At 65.2% G+C, this 19,699-nt stretch carries 21 protein-coding genes; 7 read left to right on the top strand and 14 right to left on the bottom strand.

Annotated elements, in window-relative coordinates; all coding sequences use genetic code 11:
* Positions 1-68: 68 nt before the first annotated feature.
* The 3 genes from LDZ27_RS16890 to LDZ27_RS16900 all read right to left on the bottom strand — a co-directional run bounded on the left by LDZ27_RS16890 (position 69) and on the right by LDZ27_RS16900 (position 3,163).
* Complete coding sequence (locus LDZ27_RS16890; RefSeq protein ID WP_244817124.1) at positions 69-1,064, bottom strand: luciferase-like monooxygenase; 996 nt, start codon at positions 1,062-1,064, stop codon at positions 69-71.
* A 224-nt stretch (positions 1,065-1,288) separates the two neighbouring features.
* Entirely contained in the window at positions 1,289-2,104 is an 816-nt protein-coding gene (locus LDZ27_RS16895; RefSeq protein WP_244817125.1) for a phosphate/phosphite/phosphonate ABC transporter substrate-binding protein, read from the bottom strand.
* A 42-nt stretch (positions 2,105-2,146) separates the two neighbouring features.
* Complete coding sequence (locus tag LDZ27_RS16900) at positions 2,147-3,163, bottom strand: fatty acid desaturase (protein ID WP_244817126.1); 1,017 nt, start codon at positions 3,161-3,163, stop codon at positions 2,147-2,149.
* A gap of 316 nt (positions 3,164-3,479) precedes the next feature.
* Between LDZ27_RS16900 and LDZ27_RS16905 the strand changes: the two genes are divergently transcribed.
* Together LDZ27_RS16905 and LDZ27_RS16910 are read left to right on the top strand one after the other, a co-directional pair.
* Positions 3,480-4,589 (top strand): HoxN/HupN/NixA family nickel/cobalt transporter, encoded by a 1,110-nt coding sequence (locus tag LDZ27_RS16905; RefSeq protein WP_244817127.1) that lies wholly within the window; start codon positions 3,480-3,482, stop codon positions 4,587-4,589.
* Between the two features lie 93 nt (positions 4,590-4,682).
* Positions 4,683-5,570 (top strand): formate/nitrite transporter family protein, encoded by an 888-nt coding sequence (locus LDZ27_RS16910; RefSeq protein WP_244817128.1) that lies wholly within the window; start codon positions 4,683-4,685, stop codon positions 5,568-5,570.
* Between the two features lie 38 nt (positions 5,571-5,608).
* Here LDZ27_RS16910 and LDZ27_RS16915 read toward each other — a convergent pair whose 3' ends face one another.
* The 5 genes from LDZ27_RS16915 to LDZ27_RS16935 all read right to left on the bottom strand — a co-directional run bounded on the left by LDZ27_RS16915 (position 5,609) and on the right by LDZ27_RS16935 (position 8,357).
* A complete protein-coding gene (locus tag LDZ27_RS16915; protein ID WP_244817129.1) occupies positions 5,609-5,911 on the bottom strand; it encodes a beta-xylosidase in 303 nt (100 codons plus the stop codon).
* Positions 5,912-6,096: 185 nt separating this feature from the next.
* Positions 6,097-6,402, bottom strand: a complete 306-nt coding sequence (locus tag LDZ27_RS16920; protein WP_244817130.1) for a hypothetical protein — start codon at positions 6,400-6,402, stop codon at positions 6,097-6,099.
* A 296-nt stretch (positions 6,403-6,698) separates the two neighbouring features.
* Positions 6,699-6,989: a hypothetical protein gene (locus LDZ27_RS16925; RefSeq protein ID WP_244817131.1), complete on the bottom strand. Its 291-nt coding sequence runs from the start codon at positions 6,987-6,989 to the stop codon at positions 6,699-6,701.
* A gap of 18 nt (positions 6,990-7,007) precedes the next feature.
* A complete protein-coding gene (locus LDZ27_RS16930; protein ID WP_244817132.1) occupies positions 7,008-7,340 on the bottom strand; it encodes a hypothetical protein in 333 nt (110 codons plus the stop codon).
* A gap of 141 nt (positions 7,341-7,481) precedes the next feature.
* A complete protein-coding gene (locus tag LDZ27_RS16935; protein ID WP_244817133.1) occupies positions 7,482-8,357 on the bottom strand; it encodes an arylamine N-acetyltransferase in 876 nt (291 codons plus the stop codon).
* 153 nt (positions 8,358-8,510) lie between these two features.
* On the opposite strand from LDZ27_RS16935, the gene zwf reads away from it, so the two are divergent.
* The 3 genes from zwf to LDZ27_RS16950 all read left to right on the top strand — a co-directional run bounded on the left by zwf (position 8,511) and on the right by LDZ27_RS16950 (position 11,797).
* A complete protein-coding gene (gene zwf, locus LDZ27_RS16940; protein ID WP_244817134.1) occupies positions 8,511-10,067 on the top strand; it encodes a glucose-6-phosphate dehydrogenase in 1,557 nt (518 codons plus the stop codon).
* Positions 10,068-10,130: 63 nt separating this feature from the next.
* Positions 10,131-10,922, top strand: coding sequence for an ROK family protein (locus LDZ27_RS16945; protein WP_244817135.1), 792 nt, complete (start codon positions 10,131-10,133; stop codon positions 10,920-10,922).
* Complete coding sequence (locus tag LDZ27_RS16950) at positions 10,919-11,797, top strand: HAD family hydrolase (RefSeq protein WP_244817136.1); 879 nt, start codon at positions 10,919-10,921, stop codon at positions 11,795-11,797. The genes LDZ27_RS16945 and LDZ27_RS16950 overlap by 4 nt, the downstream gene beginning before the upstream one ends.
* 48 nt (positions 11,798-11,845) lie before the next feature.
* On the opposite strand, the gene infA is transcribed toward LDZ27_RS16950, so the two are convergent.
* The 6 genes from infA to LDZ27_RS16980 all read right to left on the bottom strand — a co-directional run bounded on the left by infA (position 11,846) and on the right by LDZ27_RS16980 (position 16,885).
* Entirely contained in the window at positions 11,846-12,112 is a 267-nt protein-coding gene (gene infA / locus LDZ27_RS16955) for a translation initiation factor IF-1 (protein WP_035969364.1), read from the bottom strand.
* 510 nt (positions 12,113-12,622) lie between these two features.
* Positions 12,623-13,600 (bottom strand): magnesium/cobalt transporter CorA, encoded by a 978-nt coding sequence (gene corA, locus LDZ27_RS16960; protein ID WP_244817137.1) that lies wholly within the window; start codon positions 13,598-13,600, stop codon positions 12,623-12,625.
* Between the two features lie 147 nt (positions 13,601-13,747).
* Positions 13,748-14,185, bottom strand: a complete 438-nt coding sequence (locus LDZ27_RS16965; protein WP_244817138.1) for a polymer-forming cytoskeletal protein — start codon at positions 14,183-14,185, stop codon at positions 13,748-13,750.
* 85 nt (positions 14,186-14,270) lie between these two features.
* Positions 14,271-14,627, bottom strand: a complete 357-nt coding sequence (locus tag LDZ27_RS16970; protein ID WP_244817139.1) for a hypothetical protein — start codon at positions 14,625-14,627, stop codon at positions 14,271-14,273.
* Entirely contained in the window at positions 14,614-15,564 is a 951-nt protein-coding gene (locus LDZ27_RS16975; protein ID WP_244817140.1) for a M23 family metallopeptidase, read from the bottom strand. The genes LDZ27_RS16970 and LDZ27_RS16975 overlap by 14 nt, the downstream gene beginning before the upstream one ends.
* A 334-nt stretch (positions 15,565-15,898) precedes the next feature.
* Positions 15,899-16,885 (bottom strand): LysR family transcriptional regulator, encoded by a 987-nt coding sequence (locus LDZ27_RS16980; RefSeq protein WP_244817141.1) that lies wholly within the window; start codon positions 16,883-16,885, stop codon positions 15,899-15,901.
* A gap of 176 nt (positions 16,886-17,061) precedes the next feature.
* Between LDZ27_RS16980 and LDZ27_RS16985 the strand changes: the two genes are divergently transcribed.
* Together LDZ27_RS16985 and mmsB are read left to right on the top strand one after the other, a co-directional pair.
* Positions 17,062-18,606: a CoA-acylating methylmalonate-semialdehyde dehydrogenase gene (locus LDZ27_RS16985; protein ID WP_244817142.1), complete on the top strand. Its 1,545-nt coding sequence runs from the start codon at positions 17,062-17,064 to the stop codon at positions 18,604-18,606.
* Positions 18,607-18,628: 22 nt separating this feature from the next.
* A complete protein-coding gene (mmsB, locus tag LDZ27_RS16990; RefSeq protein ID WP_244817143.1) occupies positions 18,629-19,513 on the top strand; it encodes a 3-hydroxyisobutyrate dehydrogenase in 885 nt (294 codons plus the stop codon).
* Positions 19,514-19,699 lie beyond the last annotated feature (186 nt).

Here is a 19,699-nt window from a genome sequence, read left to right on the forward strand (position 1 = left end):
GTGTCTCATTATTGCCTGTGGGAAGCGCGCGCGTCCAGCGGGCGAAATTCCGCCGCGCGCCCCGCAGCCTACGCGCTCGCGCCGATCGCGTCGCGCACCTGGGCGGTGATTTCGAACGAGCGCAGGCGCGCCGCGTGGTCGAAAACCTGCGCGGTCACGATGAGTTCGTCCGCGCGCGTCTGGTCGATGACCGACCGCAGCCCCGCTTCGACGTCCGCGCGGTCGCCGACGACCGAGCACGACAGCGAATGCTCGACGCCCGCGCGCTCGGCCGGCGTCCAGGCGATCGATTCGACGGGCGGCGGCAGTTGTCCGGGCGTCCCGCGTCGAAGATTGATGAATTGCTGTTGCAGCGATGTGAAGAGAAAGCGCGCTTCGTCGGCGGTGTCGGCGGCGAAGACGTTGACGCCCACCATCGCGTAGGGCTTGTCGAGCGTCGCGGACGGGCGAAACTGCGAGCGGTACACATGCAGCGCCGTCAGCAGATAGTCGGGCGCGAAATGGGACGCGAACGCGAACGGCAAGCCGAGCGCCGCGGCGAGCTGCGCCGAGAAGAGCGACGAGCCGAGCAGCCAGATCGGCACCTGAAGCCCCGCGCCGGGCACCGCGCGCACGCGCTGGCCTTCGACGGGATCGGCGAAATAGCGCTGCAATTCGACGACGTCGTCCGGGAACGAATCCGCGCTGCCTTGCAGGTCGCGGCGCAGCGCGCGGGCGGTGGTCTGATCGGTGCCGGGCGCGCGGCCGAGGCCGAGGTCGATGCGGCCCGGAAACAGCGACGCGAGCGTGCCGAACTGCTCCGCGATCACGAGCGGCGCGTGATTCGGCAGCATGATGCCGCCCGAGCCGACGCGAATCGTCTTGGTGCCGCCCGCGATATGCCCGATCACCACCGAGGTCGCCGCACTGGCGATGCCCGTCATGTTGTGATGTTCCGCGAGCCAGTAGCGCAGATAGCCCCAGCGTTCGGCGTGCTGCGCGAGATCGAGCGAGTGGGCGAAGGCATCGGCGGCGGTCGAGCCGAGCGGAATGGGCGAAAGGTCGAGCAGCGAGAAGGGGATCATTACGGATTCTTGGCTTTCGGATGACGTGGCGGCGTCGGCGCGCCTGCGCACGGAAAGATTCGATTGTGCCGAAAGTCGGCGAAGTTTGCCGAAGCGGGCGGGGGCGTCGCGCGTCGTCACGGTGATGCGCGTTTCTGCGTCGTTCACATCGAATGTCACAGGATTCGGAATCCGAAGTGATGAATGACCGCAGCAGACACAGCCACGATGCGTCCGTCCGCGCCCTACGCCAACACCGCATACCCCCGATCGACGGCTTCGCGCTCATATCGCGCAATCGGCGCGTAGCCGGCTTGCGCGAGCCGGACGAAGCCCTTCAGCTTCAGCCGGGCGGCGAGCGGTTCGTCGGTCCGTATCACATCGGACAGCGCGACGGCGAGCGCATCGGTGAGCGCTGCAGGCGTGTGCTTGGACGAGATGAACGGTAGCGCCGGCGCGCTCGCCGTCACGCCGATTTCACGCACGCCCGCCGCGAGTTCGGGCCGATGCGCCTGCACGAACGCGAGCGTCACGCAGTCGATTGCGGCGATGTCTGCGCTGCGCTCGATGGCGATGGCCCGCAGCGACGCGAGATGCCCGCCGCTTTTCGTCACCGAACCGAAGAACCGGCCGCCGCGCGCATGCGGGGCGACGGCGTGGCGAAACAGGTTCATGCCGCTGTTGGAGTCGTCGCTGTTGTAGACGGCGCGCAGTCCCCGGCACGCTTCGAGCGATGCCGCATTCACATGCGCCCCAGCGACGAGCACGCTGCGATAGCCGCCGTTCTCGCAACCGGGTACGTCGAAGAGAGGCGTCGCGATCAACTGCACGCGGCCATCGAGCGCGTTCACCAGCGGATAACCGCACGTCTGCGAAAGCAGCAGGTCGTCGCGCAGCCAGAACGCGGTGAGATCCGCGCCGGCATCGACGATATCCAGCGTATCGCCGCGCTCATTCAGGCGATCCGCGATGCGCGCGCGCACGCCGTCGAGCAAGGCGCGCCAGTCGGCGGCGAGCGCGGGCGTGACGTCGTACATCGGCAGGGCGGCGGTCCAGTGCATCGAGGGCGTCCGGAAGGAAGATGCATGCATCGTACCGGGCTTCTAGTGGACGATCCGAACGAGCCGCTCCGATTCCTTCGAATGCGTGACGCCGGAAGGCGCGCGTTCGAAATCGGGCTGCGAGAACGGATGCACCGGCGATGTCACGCGCGCGATTGCATGCCGGCGCAGCCATTCGCCGTATCCGCGCACGACGAAATTGCCGTTGCCCGCCCGATACGCATCGCGCCATTGCCGGTAAATGTCGCCGAGCGCGAACCACGGCACGCCGGCCAGGTCGTGATGCACCGCGTGATAGTTGTTGTTGAGAAAGAGCAGGCGCCACGGCCACGCCGCCTCGTTGATGACCGTGCGCTCGCGTTCGTCGTCCATCGCGCGGTGTTCGTGGAACGAGCGCACCGAAGCGAGCGCGAGCGCCGCATAGCCGACGCCGAAGATGAACGCGCGCCACGGAATGCCGCACCGCGCGTCGAGCCACCACGCGAGCGCGGCGAGCGACGCGATGTGCGCGATCCAGCTCGCGACGATGCGCCATTCGCCCTTTATCAACGCTTGCACGGCTTCCCGCCACGATGCCGCGATCGAGAACCACGGACCGACGAGCATCCGGCCGACAAAGGTATTGCGCGCGGCGATGGCTGCCCGCAGCACGACGCCCGCGTTCGCCCACTGTTCGGGCGTCACGTAGTAGCTTTCGGGATCGCGGCCGGGCACGGTGAGGTGCGCGTCATCGTGATGACGCAAGTGCGACTCGCGATACACCGCATACGGGAACCACACGGCAAGCGGCGCGATTCCGAAGAGCATGTTGACGCGCGGCCAGCGCGTCGGATGGCCATGCAGCAGTTCATGCTGAAGGGACATATACCAGCAGGACAAGACGGCGAGCAAAGCGAGCGCGAGCGGCAGCCCGATGGCACGCGCGTTGAGCGCGACGCCGAACCAGCCGCCGTGCACCGCGACGATCACGATCCATGTCGGCCATTCGGTGCGCCAGCGCCACGACGCGCGCAGATTTCGGATGGCATCGCGCTGGGCGTCGTCGAGATAGCGTGGCATGGCGGATTCGGAATAGGCGAGGGGACATGGTAGCCGTGCGCCTTGCCGCGCCCAAACAACGAATCCGCCTATCTTTTTCTAGCACAGCGCAAAGCATTCACGGCTGCGGTCGTTTTGTACGGGCGTTCTATAGCGGAATCCGATTCTGGTCTGGAACGAAACATTAGATATCCGAAATGAGAGTCGTGGCAGGGCGCGGTGTCCATGCGAGCCTACGCAGGCGCGAATATTGGCGACGCCACGAAGCGCGGTATCCTTTGGCGCTTTGCGGCCATCCGCAACTCGAGCCATTCGTCCCTTGCCTTCAGGCGCGCCCATGACCCGACCTTCCGAAGCCGTCACCGCGTCAGTCACCGAAGTGCCCCGAAAGCTGTCTCCCGCGTCCGCGCGTCTGTTTGCCGGACTCATCGCGTTCAACGTGCTCGCCTGGTTGTGGGCGTTGATCGCGTTTCGTCACTTTCCCCTGCTCATCGGCACGTCGCTGCTCGCGTATTCGCTCGGCTTGCGCCATGCCGTCGATGCCGACCATATCGCCGCCATCGACAACGTCACGCGCAAGCTGATGCAGCAGGGCAAGCGCCCGCTCGCGGCCGGCGTCTTTTTTTCGCTCGGACATTCGACCGTCGTGATGCTCGCGACGGCGTCGATCGCGGCGACCGCGCTTGCCGTGGAGAGCCGTTTCCGCGCGTTTCGCGACATCGGCGGATTGATCGGCACGTCGGTTTCCGCGCTCTTTCTGTTCGCCATCGGCGCGATGAATCTCTTCGTGCTGCGCGGCGTGTGGCGCGCGTTCGCGCGCGTGCGGCGCGGCGAAGCGTTGCACGAAGGCGATGCCGACATGCTCGTCGTCGCGGGCGGGCCGCTCGCGCGCGTCGCGCGGCCGCTCTTCGCGCTCATCGGCAAAAGCTGGCACATGTTTCCGCTCGGCTTTCTCTTCGGACTCGGTTTCGATACCGCGACGGAGATCGGCTTGATGGGCATCGCGGCGTCGGAAGCCGCGCGCGGCATGCCGGTCTGGTCGGTCCTCGTGTTTCCCGTTCTGTTCGCGGCGGGCATGTCGCTGATCGATACCGCCGACAGCCTGCTCATGGTCGGCGCCTACGGATGGGCGTTCATGAAGCCAATCCGCAAGCTCTACTACAACCTGACCGTGACGCTCGTTTCGGTGCTGATCGCGCTTTTCGTCGGCGGCGTGGAGGCGCTTGGACTGCTCGCCGATCGCCTGCGGCTAAAGGGCGGCGTCTGGGACTTCGCGGGCATGCTGTCCGAGCACTTCGGCGCGCTCGGCTTCGCGATCGTCGGCGTCTTCGCCGTATGCTGGCTCGTGTCCGCGCTCGTCTATAAGTGGCGCAACTACGACGCTTGCGATGCCTGCGACGCGGCGCCCGTCACGCCCGGCGCGAGCCGCGCCCGCACGGCGCGCTAGCTTTCGTTTGCCTGATGCGGGCATCGTTCGTGCTGTGAACCTGCGCCCGCCGCTCAGCGATTCCGGCATCGAGCGGCCTTCAGGAGAACGATCATGGCAGAACCGCAAAACGGGGCGTCCGGCGACAACAAATCGGCGGGCGCAGACTCGCCTCACCTCGACGACGCACAGCAGGAACAGGCCGCCGCGCACTCGACGCCGCACGCGCTCGTCATTCACGAGATCGTGCGCGAAGAGGGCGAGGCGGCCATGGAGCGCACCTTCGCCGCGCTGATGTGGTCCGGGCTCGCCGCCGGCCTTTCGATGGGCTTTTCTTTCCTCGTCCAGGCGATTCTCGAAAGCGCGCTGCCCGAGACCGACTGGAGCCATCTCGTCGCGAGTCTCGGCTATACGATTGGCTTCGTCTTCGTGATCCTCGGACGCCAGCAGCTCTTCACCGAAAGCACGTTGACGGCGGTGCTGCCCGTGCTCACGCGGCGCGACATGGAGACGGTCGGAAAGACCTTGCGGCTCTGGGTGATCGTGCTCATCTTCAATCTGATCGGCACGACGATCTTCGCCGCGCTGCTGCAAATTCCCGGCGTGTTCTCGCCCGAAGTGACCGAAGCGCTCGGGAAGGTGGCGAAGGTGCCGTATTCAGGGACGTTCGGGGTGACGGTCGCGCGGGCGCTCTTCGCCGGATGGCTGATTGCGCTGATGGTCTGGCTCTTGCCGAGCGCGCGCTCGGCGCGGCTGCTCACGATCCTGCTCGTCACTTACACCGTCGCGGTGAGCAAGCTCTCGCACGTCATCGCGGGATCGGTGGAAGCGGCTTACGGCGTGATGTCCGGCGCGGCGAGCGTATCCGACTATTTCGCCGTGTTCCTCGTGCCGACGCTCATCGGCAATATCCTCGGCGGCGTGTCGCTCGTCGCGATCGTCAATCACGCGGCCATCGCGCCGGAAATCAACGGGTCGGGGGCGGCGCAAAGCGCGGACTGATGCCGGGCCTCGCGCCTTCGCGTTATAGCCCGCGCCGGCTACTTGTTGTTGCCGGCGCCCGTGCCGTACAGCCCGTTGTTGAAGCCGCCGGCGCCGTCGGTCTTATGCTCCTTGCCGACGGTCGGGCCGCGCGCCTTGCCCGCGGCGTCCTTGGATTGCGGCTTTTGCGATTCGACCATCGTGACACCCGATGGATTGGCCCGCGCCGTCGAGTCCGACGTGCGGTTCTCCTGTTGATCCGAGCCTTCGGGTTTCGTGATCTGCGCGCTCGCGCACGTGCTGAAAGCGGCCGCGAGACCGGCGAGCAGCGCGGCGGCGATTCGTCGTTGTGATGCGGACATGGCTTCTCCAGTCGGTTCCGGGAGAAGCACATCGAGCATGAACGATGCCTGGCAGCCCCGCGTCTCGTTATCCGCCCGAAAATGCGGCTGCGACTGGCGTCCTGCTTTTCGTTGCCCGCAACGGCGATGCGTGCGGGCGGTGAGAGATCGCGCGCATCGCGCGCATGGCGAAAGCGGTCTGGCGGTCAGGCCGCTTTCGCCCAAAGCCTGTTGGTCGTCCTTTTGCGGCTGCCGCCGTCTCGTGGATGATCCTGAACGGCATCGAGCGCGATGCGCAGCGCTTCGATGCGCTGCTTCTGCGCGGGCACGAGTGCGTAGCCGCTGACCACGGCCGCGAGCCGCTCGCGCCAGTACTCGACGTTGAGCGTGCCCGACGACTGGTTTTTCATCGCACGAAGCTGTGCGAGCGCGCGTTCGATATGCTGAAGTTCGACGTCAGCCAATGCCGAGGGCATGAGACTGCCCTTGGTCTCGCCTTTCTTCTTCTTCATCTGTGGTCTTCCTCTCAGCCGCGCGCAGCAACGTCCGATCCGGCTCGCCGCGCCCGGGCACCCCGTTCACCCGCGCGTTTTCTGATGAAACGTCACAGGTGGCCCTTGCTCGTTTTCTGTTTTCTTCGATGATTGACCGCGGGCGGACGTTTTTGCCAGCCAACGGTAAGACCGTTGACCAAAATGTACGCAACGGGGAGCGTCAGGCTCAGTCTGTCAACGCACATTGTCTGTGCGCGCGAGCGTCTTTCGATGCTGCGGCGCGCCACGCGGGAAAGGCGCGGCGAGGGATGCACTTACTCGGCGTCGTCCGTCGGAGGCTTCGCGGCGCGTCTGCCGCTGCGCCCGATCTGCGCTTCGAGCGCCTCGTCGAGCTTGCTCGCCTTGCGCGGCTTTGCCGGCTCGCGGGCGTTCACGAACGCGACGAAGTCGTCCATCGGCAAGGGATCGCAGAGCTTCGTCGAGCCGTCGGGCGAGCGCTCGATCAGATAGAAGAAGCCGCCCGGCATGCTGACGGCGGCGTAGTGCGGATTGCCGCTGCGCGTCTTGAGCCGTTCGACGGCGCCGATGGCCTTGGTCGAGCGCATGGCGTCAGATTCGCCGCGTCACGGCGCGCACTTCTTGCCCGCGCCTTCGATCCACATGTTCGAAACGTGGCGCTGGCCGGGATAGAAGCGGTACGTGGTTTCGCCGTTGTCGTAGCGGACCTTGACGACGTTCGAATCGCCGAATTCGAGCATCGTGCCCTGGGGAATCGACGTTGCCTTGTACGTGGCGTCGTGTTTCTTCGCTTCGTCGGTGATGCATTGCACGATGCTTGCGACGCGGTTTTGCGTCGATGCGGTATCGACTTCCGGCTGACCCGCGTCTTCGTTATGAAAGCGCCCGCAGGCGGCGATGAGCAAAGGCAGCGCTAAGGCCGCGGCGAGTTTCTTCATAATGTTCCCGATGATCGTGTTGTCCGGCGCAGCGCGTCATTAGAGCACAGCGCGCTTACAGTTCCGCGCGCTCGCCGACGGCCGCTCTCGCTTGGAAGCCAGCAACGTGCGCGCCCGCGTTCGCCGCGCGAGTCACGCGAGTCACGCGAGGTTCGGCTGCGTGAGTCGCGCGAGTACGGCGTCGAGTTCGGCGGAAGTGACCGAGCCGTCCGTATCGGGCAGGCGAATGCCGATCTCGTCGCTCAGCACGCGCCGCATCTGCCCGACATCCGCGAGTTCGCGCTGCGCGGTGCCTTCGCGGTCGTCGTGCACGGAAAAACGCTGGTTGAAAAGCCCGTAGCGGCGCCCGGGCGCGAGACGCGCGGCGAGCAGGTTGTGGATGAAGATCGACTGCGGATAAGTGGCGACGAAATGGTTCGACATCTCGTAGTCGACGTCGTATTGCGGATCGAAGTCGAAGCGGTACACGGCCGTCCAAGTGCCGCCGATGAGCGCGTCGAGCCGGAAGTGCGGCACGCGGGCGTCGTCGCCGATGCTTTCGAGCCGGAACGCGCCGTGCGGCGTGATCTGCTCCAGTCCGGCTTCGAGCGCGAGCGGCGCGGAAAGGGTCATGCCGCCGAAGCCGACATCCGCGACGAACGCGCCTTCGTCCGTCTCCACGACGAGCAGCATGTGCGTTCGCGGCGGCGTCGCGGACGCGTCGCGGCCCCACAGCACGCGCCCCGCGTAGCTTTTCACGCGAAAACCCAGCGCTTCGAGTACGCTGCGAAAAAGCAGATTGTGCTCGTAGCAATACCCGCCGCGCCGGTTGTGGACGAGCTTGCGCTCGATGGAGGCGAGATCGAGCCGCACCGGACGGCCGAGCAGCACGTCGAGATTTTCGAAGGGTATCGCCTGAGGATGCAGCAGATGCAGCGCGCGAAGCGTGTCGAGCGTGGGCGGCGGATGTGCGCCGCCGTCGAAGCCGATGCGCGCGAAGTACGCGGGAAGATCGAGGGAAGTGTCGTGTGCGGTCATGTTCGGGTCGGCCAGTGCAGCGAAGTTGCAGCTAGTTTACGGCACGAACGGCTCATGGTTACGAAGCGCCTGCGAGGAACGCGCGCGATGGAACTGTGCCGCATCGCCCGAAGTCTTTCCAGCTTCAGTTCAACGCAAAAGGACAGCGACGTCATGCCGAACGATGCAAAGGATGCAAACGATGCAAAGAACTCGAAGGACACAGCCGCGCCGCCGGCGGGCAAGCGCCCCGCGCCGCCCTGCACGCTTGTGATTTTCGGCGCGGGCGGCGACCTGACGCGACGGCTCCTGATGCCCGCGCTCTACAACCTGTCCGCCGACGGCCTGCTCGACGACGACATGCCGATCATCGGCGTGAACCACGGCGAGCGCGAGACATCCGAATGGCGCGATGAACTGACCGCGTCGCTGCGCAAGTTCGCCGCGGACAAGGCCAGCACGTTCCACACGTCGAAGCTGAACGAGGACGCGTGGAACCGCATCGCGCAGAAGCTCGAGTATTTCGCGGGCGAGTTCGCCGAAGACGAAACCTTCGCGAGGCTCGGAAAGCGTCTCGCCGAGCTGAAGAGCCGCAACGTCGTGTTCTATCTCGCCGTGAGCGCGCGCTTTTTCGCGCCGATCGCCGAGCATCTCGGGCGCGCGGGGCTGCTGAAGGAAGAGAATGGCGGCTTCAGGCGGCTCGTCATCGAAAAGCCGTTCGGAAACGACCTCGCATCGGCGCAGGCGCTGAACCGCAGCATCCTTGCGTATGCGGACGAATCGCAGGTGTATCGCATCGACCATTTTCTCGGCAAGGACACGGTGCAGAGCATTCTCGCGGTGCGCTTCGCGAACGCGATGTTCGAACCCGTCTGGCGGCGCGAATTCATCGATAGCGTGCAGATCACGGCGGCCGAGACCATCGGCGTGGAAGGGCGCGGCAGTTTCTACGAGCAGACCGGCGCGTTTCGCGACATGCTGCCGAACCATCTCTTCCAGTTGCTCGGCATGGTCGCGATGGAGCCGCCCAATTCGTTCGACGCCGAAAGCGTGCGCGACAAGAAAGCCGAAGTCTTCGACGCGATCCAGCCGCTCGGCCCGAACGACGTGGTGTTCGGCCAGTATGAAACCGGTCCGGCGGGCCCGGGCTACCGCGACGAGCCGGGCGTCGCGAAGGACAGCCGCATCGAAACCTATGCGGCGGCGCGCGTGTACGTGGAGAACTGGCGCTGGGCGGGCGTGCCGTTCTATCTGCGTACCGGCAAGCGCCTGACCGAGCGGCGCACCGAAATCTCGGTCCAACTGAAGGCGGTCCCGTTCCGGCTTTTTCGCGATACGCCCGTGGATGCGCTCACGCCCAACGTCTACACGCTGCGCATCGATCCTGCGCATGGCACGACCTTCGACTTCAACGTGAAGGTGCCAGGCCCGGTGATGCAGGTCGGCGCGGTGCGTTCCACGTTCGACTACGGCGACTTCTTCGCGGAGCGCGCGAACGTCGGCTACGAGACGCTGCTTTACGACTGCATGCTCGGCGACCCGACGCTCTTCCAGCGCGCGGACAGCATCGAAACGGCATGGGCGGCGGTGGATCGCGTGCTGCATCCGGAAGCCGAATTGCCGGTGCATGGCTATGCGGCGGGCAGCGCCGGCCCCGAGGAAGCGGACCGCCTGCTGGCCGAGGACGGACGCGCGTGGCGTCCGCTGACCGATGCGAAGAACAAGCCCTGAATTTCTTCGAACATAAGGAAAACAAACGTGAGCACGGAAGCAAGAACGAAGCGCAAAACGCACGTGACAATCGACAAAGGCGCGGCGAAGGCCGAGCGCATTCTCGCCATCGACATCGGCGGCACGGGCCTCAAGGCCGCGATGCTGTCGGAAGACGGCGAGATGAAAAGCGACCGCGTGCGCGTGCCGACGCCCAAGCCCGCGATGCCCGACGCGCTCGTCGAGGCGCTGATCGCGCTCGTGCAGCCGATCGTCGAAACGCCGCCGACGCACATCTCCATCGGCTTTCCGGGCGTCGTGCGCCAGAACGTCGTGCTGACCGCGCCCAACCTCGGCAACGAATACTGGCGCGGCGTGCCGCTCGCGGACATGATCTCGGCGCGTCTCGGCGGGATGCCCGCGCGCATGATCAACGATGCGGAAATGCAGGGACTCGCGGCGATCGAGGGAAGCGGCATCGAACTCGTGCTGACGCTCGGCACCGGCGCGGGCACGGCGCTTTTCCGCGACGGCGAACTGATGCCGCATCTGGAGCTGGCGCACCATCCGGTATCGAACAAGGGCCGCACGTATGACGAATACATTGGCAATGCGGCGCGCGAGAAGGCGGGTGCGAAGCGCTGGAACCGGCGCGTGCAGAAAATCATCGGCATACTCGACACGCTCATGAACTACGACAAGCTGTGGATCGGCGGGGGCAATGCCGCGCATCTCAAGTTCGACTTGCCGCCGAACGTGGCGGTCGTCTCGAATGAAGCAGGAATCGAGGGCGGCGCGAAGCTGTGGCATCCGCGCTCGGTGCGCGAGACTCGTCAACTGCCTCACTTCAATCAGCGCGAAGGAGCGCTCTCATGAATGCCAATGGCCAGTTTGGTTTGCACAGCCTGAACGGCGACGGCGCCGCCGCCTTCGATGCGCTCGCGAACGTGGAGCTCGTCGTCTCCGATTGCGACGGCACGCTGCTGCATACGGACAAGTCGATCAGCGAGCCCGCGAAGGACGCCGTGCGCCGCCTGCACGAAGCGGGTGTCGCGTTCACGGTCGCGAGCAGCCGGCCAAGCGCGGGCATGCGTTACATCGTCGAGACGCTCGCGGTGGACATGCCCTATGCGTCGTACAACGGCGGCAATCTCGTCGCGCCGCGCACATGGGAAGTGCTCGCCGCGCACAAGCTGCCGCGCGATGCCGTGCAGACTTCGCTGGAAGCGCTCGCGGCGGCGGGCGTGGATGCGTGGGTGTTCGTCGGCGACGTGTGGTATCTGACGAATCCGGATGGCGCCTACGTGCCGCGCGAGCGTCGCACGGTCGGGTACGACGGCGTGCTCGTGCAGCGTTTCGACGACGTGGATCTGGATGCGGTCGACAAGATCGTCGGTTCGACCGCCGATGCGCCGCTGCTCGAACGCGTCGAACAGCAGTTGCAGACGCAGCTCGAAGGGCGCGCGAACGCGGCGCGCTCGCAGAGCTACTACCTCGACATCACGCACCTGCTCGCGAACAAGGGCGACGCGGTGCGCGAACTGGCGCGGCGCAGGAACGTGCCGCTCGAGCGCGTGGCCGTGCTCGGCGACATGACCAACGATATCGCGATGTTCGACATCGCCGGCGTTTCGATCGCGATGGGACAGGCGTCGGAGGGCGTGCAGCGCCGCGCGAGCCTGGTGTCGTCGACGAACGACGAGGATGGATTTGCGGTGGGAATCAACGCGCTCTTGTCGGCGCGTGCATGAGCGGGAAGGCCGGACGCCGCCGGCCAAACGCGCTTGAACGGCGAGGCTTTAGCGCCGGCGCATCGGCGCACGCGCCGCGCCGCCGCTCGCGCGTTCGTCCTTGTGACGGAAGTTGATGCGGCCTTTGGTCAGGTCATAGACCGACAATTCCAGCGTCACGCGATCGCCGGCCAGAATGCGGATGTGGTTCTTGCGCATGCGGCCCGAGGCGTAAGCGCCCACGACCACACCGTTGTCCAGCGTCACGCGATAGCGGCTGTCGGGAAGCACTTCGTCAACGATGCCGTCGAGTTCGATCAGTTCTTCTTTCGCCATTTAAGCTCCTGTTTAGGTAATAGGGGTGCCGCGTCGCCTCATGCACGCAAGCGCTCGCCAATGAATGCCTGGGCGCCGAACCCCGAAGGCGTCGTCGCCGCGATGCGTCAGAAGCGATACAAAGCGTGGTCCGGCGCGCTCGATGGGTGAGCGCGCCACGTCTCTCTTCAGGCTCGTGCGAGCTTGACGGCATAGGCCGGAACGACTGGACTCGCATTTCAGCGGCGAACCCTGGCCGGCGTGACCGGGACGGCGACATCGGTGTATGCGGCGCTCCGGACGAAATCCGGGGCGAGGACGACACGACCGACGTGCGGGTTGATGCGGTGATGGATGTGCCGTGACTTGCAAGTGCGCTCAGATGACCAGAATACAAGCAATTGGCCCCGAACGCAGGCTGCACTTCGCAACATATACCGGATTAGACAGAGGAAACCGCGCAAAAGTTCCTGCGCGCGTCTCCGATGGACGGTGCGTGCATCGATGCGAAGTTTTGCACCGAAGCCGCCATTATAACCAACCAGCCTTCTTGAAGCGCCAGAAGAGCATGAGATCGACGATCAGCATCACGCCGATGCACGCGGGATACCCATACACCCAGTCCAGTTCCGGGATGCGGTGGAAATTCATGCCGTAGATGCCGGCGATCATCGTCGGCACGGCGAAGAGCGCGGCGAACGACCCGAGGCGCTTGGTCACTTCGCTTTCCGCAAGCGCGATGAGACCGAGATTCACCTGGATGGCGGTGACGATCATTTCCCGCCGTCCTTCGATCGTCTTCACGATGCGCAGCAGATGATCGTAGACGTCGCGGAAATATTCCTGCATGCCCGCGCAGACGCCGGGCGGCCGGCCGCCGTAGAGCTTGCTCACCGCCTCGAGCAGCGGGGCGGTGTGATGCTGCAAAAGCGTCATGCGGCGCTTGAGCGAATACAGATCCTCGATGATCTCCCGCGACGCCGCCGAGCCGTTGTGCTCGAAGATGCGCTCTTCGACTTCATCGAGGTCCGCGCCGAGCGTTTCGAGCACGGGAAAATAACGATCGACGACGGCATCGACGAGCGCGTACATCACGAAGGCCGGACCGTGCTTGAGCAACTGCGGTTCGCGCTCGCAGCGCTTGCGCACTTCCTGAAACCCTTGCGTCGTGCGGTTGCGAACGGAGATCACGTAGTTGCGGCCGACGAACACGTTCATCTCGCCGACCAGCAGTTCGCCTTCTTCGTCGAATTCGACCGTGTGAAAGACCGCGAAAAGCGAATCGCCGTATTCCTCGATCTTCGGCCGCTGATGACCATGCTGCGCGTCTTCGATGGCAAGCTCATGCAGGCCGAACTGATGCGCCATGTGCGCGAGTTCGCCGGGGCCGGGTTCCTTCAGTGCAACCCAAATGAAAGAGTCGGGCAGATCGCGATAGGCGTTGATATCGTCGATTTCCACGTCCGCGAGCTTTCGGCCGTTCTGGTAAGCCGCGCAATTGACCAGCATGGGGCGCCCTTGTTATGTCGATGTCGTGGACCACGCGCCTTTCACTTTCACTTCGATGCTTGCAGGCGCGAATGCGTGGCTTCTCATCGTCGAAATCTTAGCGGATTGCCTGCCGCTGCGGTCGGCTCTTCGCACGCACCCGCGCCGTCAGTTCGCCGTGTAGTCGAGTTGCGGGACCGGCTCGGGCGCGGGCAGGCCGACGACGTTCGACTGCATCGATTCGAGCTTGGTCAGCTTGCCCTCGACGGTCGCGCCGACATCCATGCGCAGCTTCTGATAATAGATATTGCCGACCACATGCGCGTTGGCTTGCAGTTCGACGAAGTGCGCGACCATCACGTCGCCGATCACGCGCCCGTTGATGATGACGTCGTACGCGCTCACGTTGCCGTGGATCGCGCCCTGGTCGCTCACGACGAGCAGCGATTCGTCGCCGGGGCGTCCCGTGACGTTGCCCGTCACCTGGCCGTCCATGCGCAGTCCTTCGCTGAATTCGAGATCGCCCGAAATGTGGACGCTTTGCGAGATGAGGGTGGAGAGCTTGGCCGGCTTGACGCCTTGCGAGTCTTTCTTCGATGAAAACATGGCGAATCCTTGCGATGCGATGAAAGGTTACGTGCAGCGGTCACGCGCGATGGCGCGATCCGTCTGTCGGAAAAAGAAAGGAAGTTCAGCGTTGTTTCTTGAGAAATGCGAGGTCGGTCTGCAAACGCTGCATCTGCGCGGCGCTTTGGACCGCGCGCTGTTCGAGCGCGGTGCGCGTCGCCGCCTCCTGCTGCAGCGCGAATTGCGCATGCGCCAGTTCTTCGCGCAGCTGCTGCTCGGAGATGGGCGGCGCGCACAGCACGTCGAGCTTGCGCGCCTGATCGTGCGAGTTCTTGAGCGCGAAGCCGGCTGCGACCAGCGCGCCGATCGCGCAGATGGCGGCGATCACGCCCGGAAGGTACGCGGCGCTGCGCTTGGGCGTCAGCGAATACGTGTGCTGGGTGAGCCGCAGCGAGATCCGTTTCGAATCAGCTTTGCGCATTGGGCTTCTGCCTGAAGAGCATGAGATAGGGCTTGGGATTGACCTGCGCGCCGCCGGTAATCACCTCGAAGTGCAGATGCGGCCCGGTGGAGCGGCCCGTCGAGCCGACTTCCGCGATCTCGTCGCCCGGCATCACGTACTGGCCTTCGGTCACGAGGAGGCGCGAGGCGTGTCCGTAGCGCGTGACCGTGCCGTTCGCATGACGGATGTCCACGGCGTTGCCGTAGCCGTTGCGCTCGCCCGCCTGAACGACGCGGCCGCCCGCGCTCGCGAGAATCGGCGTGCCGGTCGGCGCGACGAGATCCAGTCCCGGATGGAAGCTCACGTGGCCGGTGAAAGGATCGACGCGGTTGCCGTAAGGCGAGCCGAAGCGCGAACCGGGCGCGGGATCGCGGCCGGGAAACGACATATAAGCGGTGTAATGCGCGATCGTCTGCGTCTGCAGTTGCGAGACCGTATCGCTCAGGCATTCGATCGACCTGGAAACGCTCTTGAGGCGCTGCGTCGGTGCGCCTTGATGCGTGCGTGCGGTATCGCACAGGCGCGGCGGCAGTTCGGGGCCGCCTGCGCCATCGAGCGAGGTGGCCGATTCCTCGCCGTCCGGCAGCGGCGGGACATCGTGGACGCCTTGCGCGCTGGTCGCGCCCGAAACGCCCTTCAGCCGGTTGTCGAAGTCGCGCAGTTCGCCGACCTGCGCCGACAGCGCCGCGACGCGGGGCGTAAGCGCGGCGAGATCGGCGTCGATGCGCCCGAGCTGGTCGATCTCATATGAACGGCGGGACGCGAGCGCCTGTTCTTCCCCGAGATCGCTGCGCCCGAACGTCGTTCCGATGGCCATGCCGAGCGCGAGCGCCGCGATCAGGAGCGCGATCAGTGCGATGACGGCGATGGTGCGCGCCGTGCGCGCCTCGACGAAGCGGATGCGCTGGCTCGACATCGACCGCCTTGACCAGATGACGAACGACATCAGCGAGCAGCGAGCGGTGAGCCGTCGCGGGCGGCCGGACGGGGCAGGTTCAGGAGAAAACGCAATCGATCCACGGAGATAGAAGCGTGCCGAGCGGCGACGCGATCAAACGGGCCGGCGATTATGCCGCACGATGCGCGGCGCGCCGGCGATTCGTCGGGATAGCCAATCAAATTAGTACTTGTCCGATGCGGACGGCTCGCGCCATGTCGAGCCGCATCGCCCGAAACGGCAATTTAAACACCTGTGCGCGCTAACAACGTCAAAAAGCGTCGTAACCCGTCGAAACGCCGGCGCTCGGGCATCAGCGTTGGCCGTCGGGAGCGCGGACATCGACCCAGCGCATGTCGGCGGCGTCGCCCATCAGAAACGCGTGGTTGCATTCCGCCGCCGCGCGCAGATGGTCCCAGACGACGGTGATGCGCTTCAGGCGCCGCAGGTCTTCGCGGCAGGAAAGGTAGAACGCGCGCGTGACCACGATTTCATCGGGCAGCACCGGCACGAGCCGCGCGTCGGGCGACGCCATGAAGCACGGCAGAATCGCGAGCGCGCGGCCTTGCAGCGCCGCGTGATACTGCGCGATCGCGCTCGTGCTGCGCCAGTGCGACACCGCGCCCGGCACCGCGCGTTCCAGATACAGCAGTTCGTGACTGAACGCGAGATCGTCGATATAGCTCGCAAAGCGCTGGCCGCGCAGATCGTCCTTCGTGCGGATCGGAGCGTGCGCGTCGAGATAGCCGGGCGTCGCGTAGAGCTTCAGGCGGTAATCGCAGAGCTTCGTGTAGACGTACTGGCCGTGTTCGGGCCGCTCGAGCGTCACCGCGATGTCCGCCTCGCGCTTGGACAGGCTCACGAAGTGCGGCACCGGCAGCAAATCGATGGAGATGTTCGGATGCGCGTCCTGAAATCGCGCGAGTTGCGGCGCGAGAAAGAAGCAGCCGAAGCCTTCGGTCGAGCCGACGCGGACGTGTCCCGACAGCGCGTGTCCCGTGTTCGCGATCTGCTCGGTCGCGGATTGCACCGTCGTTTCCATTGCATCGACGAAAGCGAGCAGGCGCTGGCCCTCGGCGGTCAGGACGAAGCCGCCGCTGCGCGACTTGTCGAAGAGCAGCGTGCCGAGCGCGTCTTCGAGCGCGCGCACGCGCCGCGCGACGGTCGTGTAATCGACGCCGAGACGCTTCGCCGCGCCACTCGCGCGCTGCGTGCGCGCCACTTCGAGGAAATAGCGCAGGTCGTCCCAGTTGAGCTTTGCCGCGTCGAACGGGGTGCGTTTGTGCGTGTCTTTTTGCATATCGATCGGGTGTTTTTCTAGTGCCGCGATGGACTTTTGCATAACTATACTCAGAGACACAAGCCTGCCTCAGCGCCGGCGATAACTATCAAACGGAGACGACATGCCGGTTCCAGCCGACGCTGTTCGCGCGTCTTCGCTCCTTTTATTCCGCATCGACCAACGAGGAGTCATCCGTGAACATCGCTCATGAACATCCGGCGCGGGACGCTCGCGCGGACGCGTCCGTGCGCACGGCCAAACTGCTGATCGACGGCGAATTCGTCGATTCGACGAGCGGCGAATGGCGCGACATCGTCAATCCGGCGACGCAGGAAGTCGTCGGCCGCGTGCCGTTCGCGACAATGGACGAAGTGAACGCCGCCGTCGCCGCCGCGCAAAGAGCGTTCGTGACGTGGCGCACGACACCGCTCGGCACGCGCATGCGGCTCATGCTGCGCTATCAGGACCTGATCCGGCAGAACATGAAGCGCATCGCGCAGACGCTGACGGCCGAACAAGGCAAAACGCTTGCGGATGCCGAGGGCGACATCTTCCGCGGCCTCGAAGTCGTGGAGCACGCGTGCTCCATCGGCACGCTGCAACAGGGTGAGTTCGCGGAGAACGTCGCGGGCGGCGTCGATACCTACACGCTGCGCCAGCCGATCGGCGTCTGCGCGGGCATCACGCCGTTCAACTTCCCCGCGATGATCCCGCTCTGGATGTTCCCGATGGCGATCGTCTGCGGCAACACGTTCGTGCTGAAGCCGTCCGAGCAGGACCCGCTTTCGACGATGGAACTCGTCGAACTGGCGGTCGAAGCGGGCGTGCCGCGCGGCGTGCTCAACGTCGTGCACGGCGGCAAGGACGTGGTCGATGCCCTCTGCACGCATGCCGACATCAAGGCGATTTCGTTCGTCGGCTCGACCGCCGTCGGCACGCACGTCTATACGCTTGGCAGTCAGCACGGCAAGCGCGTGCAATCGATGATGGGCGCGAAGAATCATGCCGTCGTGCTGCCCGACGCGAACAAGGAGCAGACGCTCAACGCGCTCGCGGGCGCGGGCTTCGGCGCGGCGGGACAGCGCTGCATGGCGACTTCCGCCGTGGTGCTTGTGGGCGCAGCGCGGGAATGGCTGCCCGATCTGGTCGAGCGGGCGCGCGGGCTGAAGGTGAGCGCCGGGACGGAGCCGGGCGCGGACCTGGGACCGGTCGTCTCGCGCGCGGCGAAGGAGCGCATTCTCGGGCTGATCGGACAGGGCGTGGACGAGGGCGCGACGCTCGCGCTCGACGGGCGGGACATCGCCGTGAGCGGTTACGAGAACGGCAACTTCATCGGCCCGACGATTTTCTCGGACGTCACCACCGACATGACCATCTACAAGACGGAGATTTTCGGGCCGGTTCTGTGCGTGCTGGAAGCGGCGACGCTCGACGAAGCCATCGCGCTCGTGAACCGCAATCCGATGGGCAACGGCGTCGGGCTCTTCACGCAAAGCGGCGCGGCGGCGCGCAAGTTCCAGAGCGAGATCGATATCGGTCAGGTGGGCATCAACATTCCGATTCCAGTGCCGGTGCCGTCGTTCAGCTTCACCGGCTCGCGCGGCTCGAAGCTCGGCGACCTCGGGCCGTATGGCAAGCAGGTCGTGCAGTTCTACACGCAGACGAAGACCGTCACCTCGCGCTGGTTCGACGACGCCACCGTGAACGACGGCGTCAACACGACCATCGCGCTTCGCTAGGCACACAAAGGAGAAAGCGCCCATGCAAATCGGTTTCATCGGACTGGGTCACATGGGTGGCCCGATGGCGGCGAATCTGCTCAAAGCCGGCCACGCGGTCACGGCGTTCGACCTTTCGGCGCCCGCGCTCGATGCCGCGAAAGCCGCGGGCGCGACGCTCGCCGCTTCGCCGCGCGCGGCAGCCCAGGGCGCCGATGTCGTCATCACGATGCTGCCCGCCGCGCAGCACGTCAAAGCGGTCTATCTGAACGACGACGGCGTGCTTGCCGGCGTGCGCGCGGGCGTGCCGCTCGTCGATAGCAGCACGATCGACCCGGCCACCGCGAAGCTCATCGGCGAGGCGGCCGCGAAGCATGGCAATCCGTTCGCGGATGCGCCCGTGTCGGGCGGCGTCGTTGGCGCGCAGGCCGGCACGCTCACGTTCATGGTCGGCGCCGACGAAGCGTTGTTCGAAACGCTGCGCCCGGTACTCTCGGGCATGGGCAAGAATATGGTGCGATGCGGCGAAACGGGCACCGGACAGATCGCGAAGATCTGCAATAACCTGCTGCTCGCCGTGTCGATGATCGGCGTGGCGGAAGCGATGAAGCTCGGCGAAACGCTCGGCATCGATCCGACGAAGCTCGCGAGGATTCTCAACACGTCGACGGGGCGCTGCTGGAGTTCGGAAACCTGCAATCCGTATCCGGGCATCGTGGAAACCGCGCCGGCGTCGCGCGGATATAGCGGCGGATTCGGCGCGGACCTCATGCTCAAGGACCTCGGCCTCGCCGTCGATGCTGCGCGTGGTGCAAAACAGCCGGTTTTCATGGGCGCGCTCGCGCAGCAGTTGTATCAATCGATGAGCCAGCAAGGTCTAGGTGGACTGGATTTTTCAGGCATTATCAAGCTGTACGGCAAGGAATGAAGCGCTGCGCTCCGCACGCACATTCGTGCGATTCGGAGCGCGGAAAATAACAGCTTTATTAAGCTGCACTGCACAATGCATCGCGCATTCGCTTATGCGGCGGAGTCATCGGGATTACGATGATTCGCTTTCCAAAAAAATGTCCTATTCTGAAAGCACGACGCGCGTGTGCCGTTGAAACTAGTT

Origin of the sequence: Caballeronia sp. Lep1P3 (genome assembly GCF_022879595.1) — a bacterium.
Lineage (GTDB): Bacteria > Pseudomonadota > Gammaproteobacteria > Burkholderiales > Burkholderiaceae > Caballeronia.

Bases quoted from the DNA above. Each gene is read 5' to 3' on its own strand.
- LDZ27_RS16890 (WP_244817124.1), bottom strand. From the start codon at position 1,064: ATGATCCCCTTCTCGCTGCTCGACCTTTCGCCCATTCCGCTCGGCTCG.
- LDZ27_RS16895 (WP_244817125.1), bottom strand. From the start codon at position 2,104: ATGCACTGGACCGCCGCCCTGCCGATGTACGACGTCACGCCCGCGCTC.
- LDZ27_RS16900 (WP_244817126.1), bottom strand. From the start codon at position 3,163: ATGCCACGCTATCTCGACGACGCCCAGCGCGATGCCATCCGAAATCTG.
- LDZ27_RS16905 (WP_244817127.1), top strand. From the start codon at position 3,480: ATGACCCGACCTTCCGAAGCCGTCACCGCGTCAGTCACCGAAGTGCCC.
- LDZ27_RS16910 (WP_244817128.1), top strand. From the start codon at position 4,683: ATGGCAGAACCGCAAAACGGGGCGTCCGGCGACAACAAATCGGCGGGC.
- LDZ27_RS16915 (WP_244817129.1), bottom strand. From the start codon at position 5,911: ATGTCCGCATCACAACGACGAATCGCCGCCGCGCTGCTCGCCGGTCTC.
- LDZ27_RS16920 (WP_244817130.1), bottom strand. From the start codon at position 6,402: ATGAAGAAGAAGAAAGGCGAGACCAAGGGCAGTCTCATGCCCTCGGCA.
- LDZ27_RS16925 (WP_244817131.1), bottom strand. From the start codon at position 6,989: ATGCGCTCGACCAAGGCCATCGGCGCCGTCGAACGGCTCAAGACGCGC.
- LDZ27_RS16930 (WP_244817132.1), bottom strand. From the start codon at position 7,340: ATGAAGAAACTCGCCGCGGCCTTAGCGCTGCCTTTGCTCATCGCCGCC.
- LDZ27_RS16935 (WP_244817133.1), bottom strand. From the start codon at position 8,357: ATGACCGCACACGACACTTCCCTCGATCTTCCCGCGTACTTCGCGCGC.
- zwf (WP_244817134.1), top strand. From the start codon at position 8,511: ATGCCGAACGATGCAAAGGATGCAAACGATGCAAAGAACTCGAAGGAC.
- LDZ27_RS16950 (WP_244817136.1), top strand. From the start codon at position 10,919: ATGAATGCCAATGGCCAGTTTGGTTTGCACAGCCTGAACGGCGACGGC.
- infA (WP_035969364.1), bottom strand. From the start codon at position 12,112: ATGGCGAAAGAAGAACTGATCGAACTCGACGGCATCGTTGACGAAGTG.
- corA (WP_244817137.1), bottom strand. From the start codon at position 13,600: ATGCTGGTCAATTGCGCGGCTTACCAGAACGGCCGAAAGCTCGCGGAC.
- LDZ27_RS16965 (WP_244817138.1), bottom strand. From the start codon at position 14,185: ATGTTTTCATCGAAGAAAGACTCGCAAGGCGTCAAGCCGGCCAAGCTC.
- LDZ27_RS16970 (WP_244817139.1), bottom strand. From the start codon at position 14,627: ATGCGCAAAGCTGATTCGAAACGGATCTCGCTGCGGCTCACCCAGCAC.
- LDZ27_RS16975 (WP_244817140.1), bottom strand. From the start codon at position 15,564: ATGTCGAGCCAGCGCATCCGCTTCGTCGAGGCGCGCACGGCGCGCACC.
- LDZ27_RS16980 (WP_244817141.1), bottom strand. From the start codon at position 16,885: ATGCAAAAAGACACGCACAAACGCACCCCGTTCGACGCGGCAAAGCTC.
- mmsB (WP_244817143.1), top strand. From the start codon at position 18,629: ATGCAAATCGGTTTCATCGGACTGGGTCACATGGGTGGCCCGATGGCG.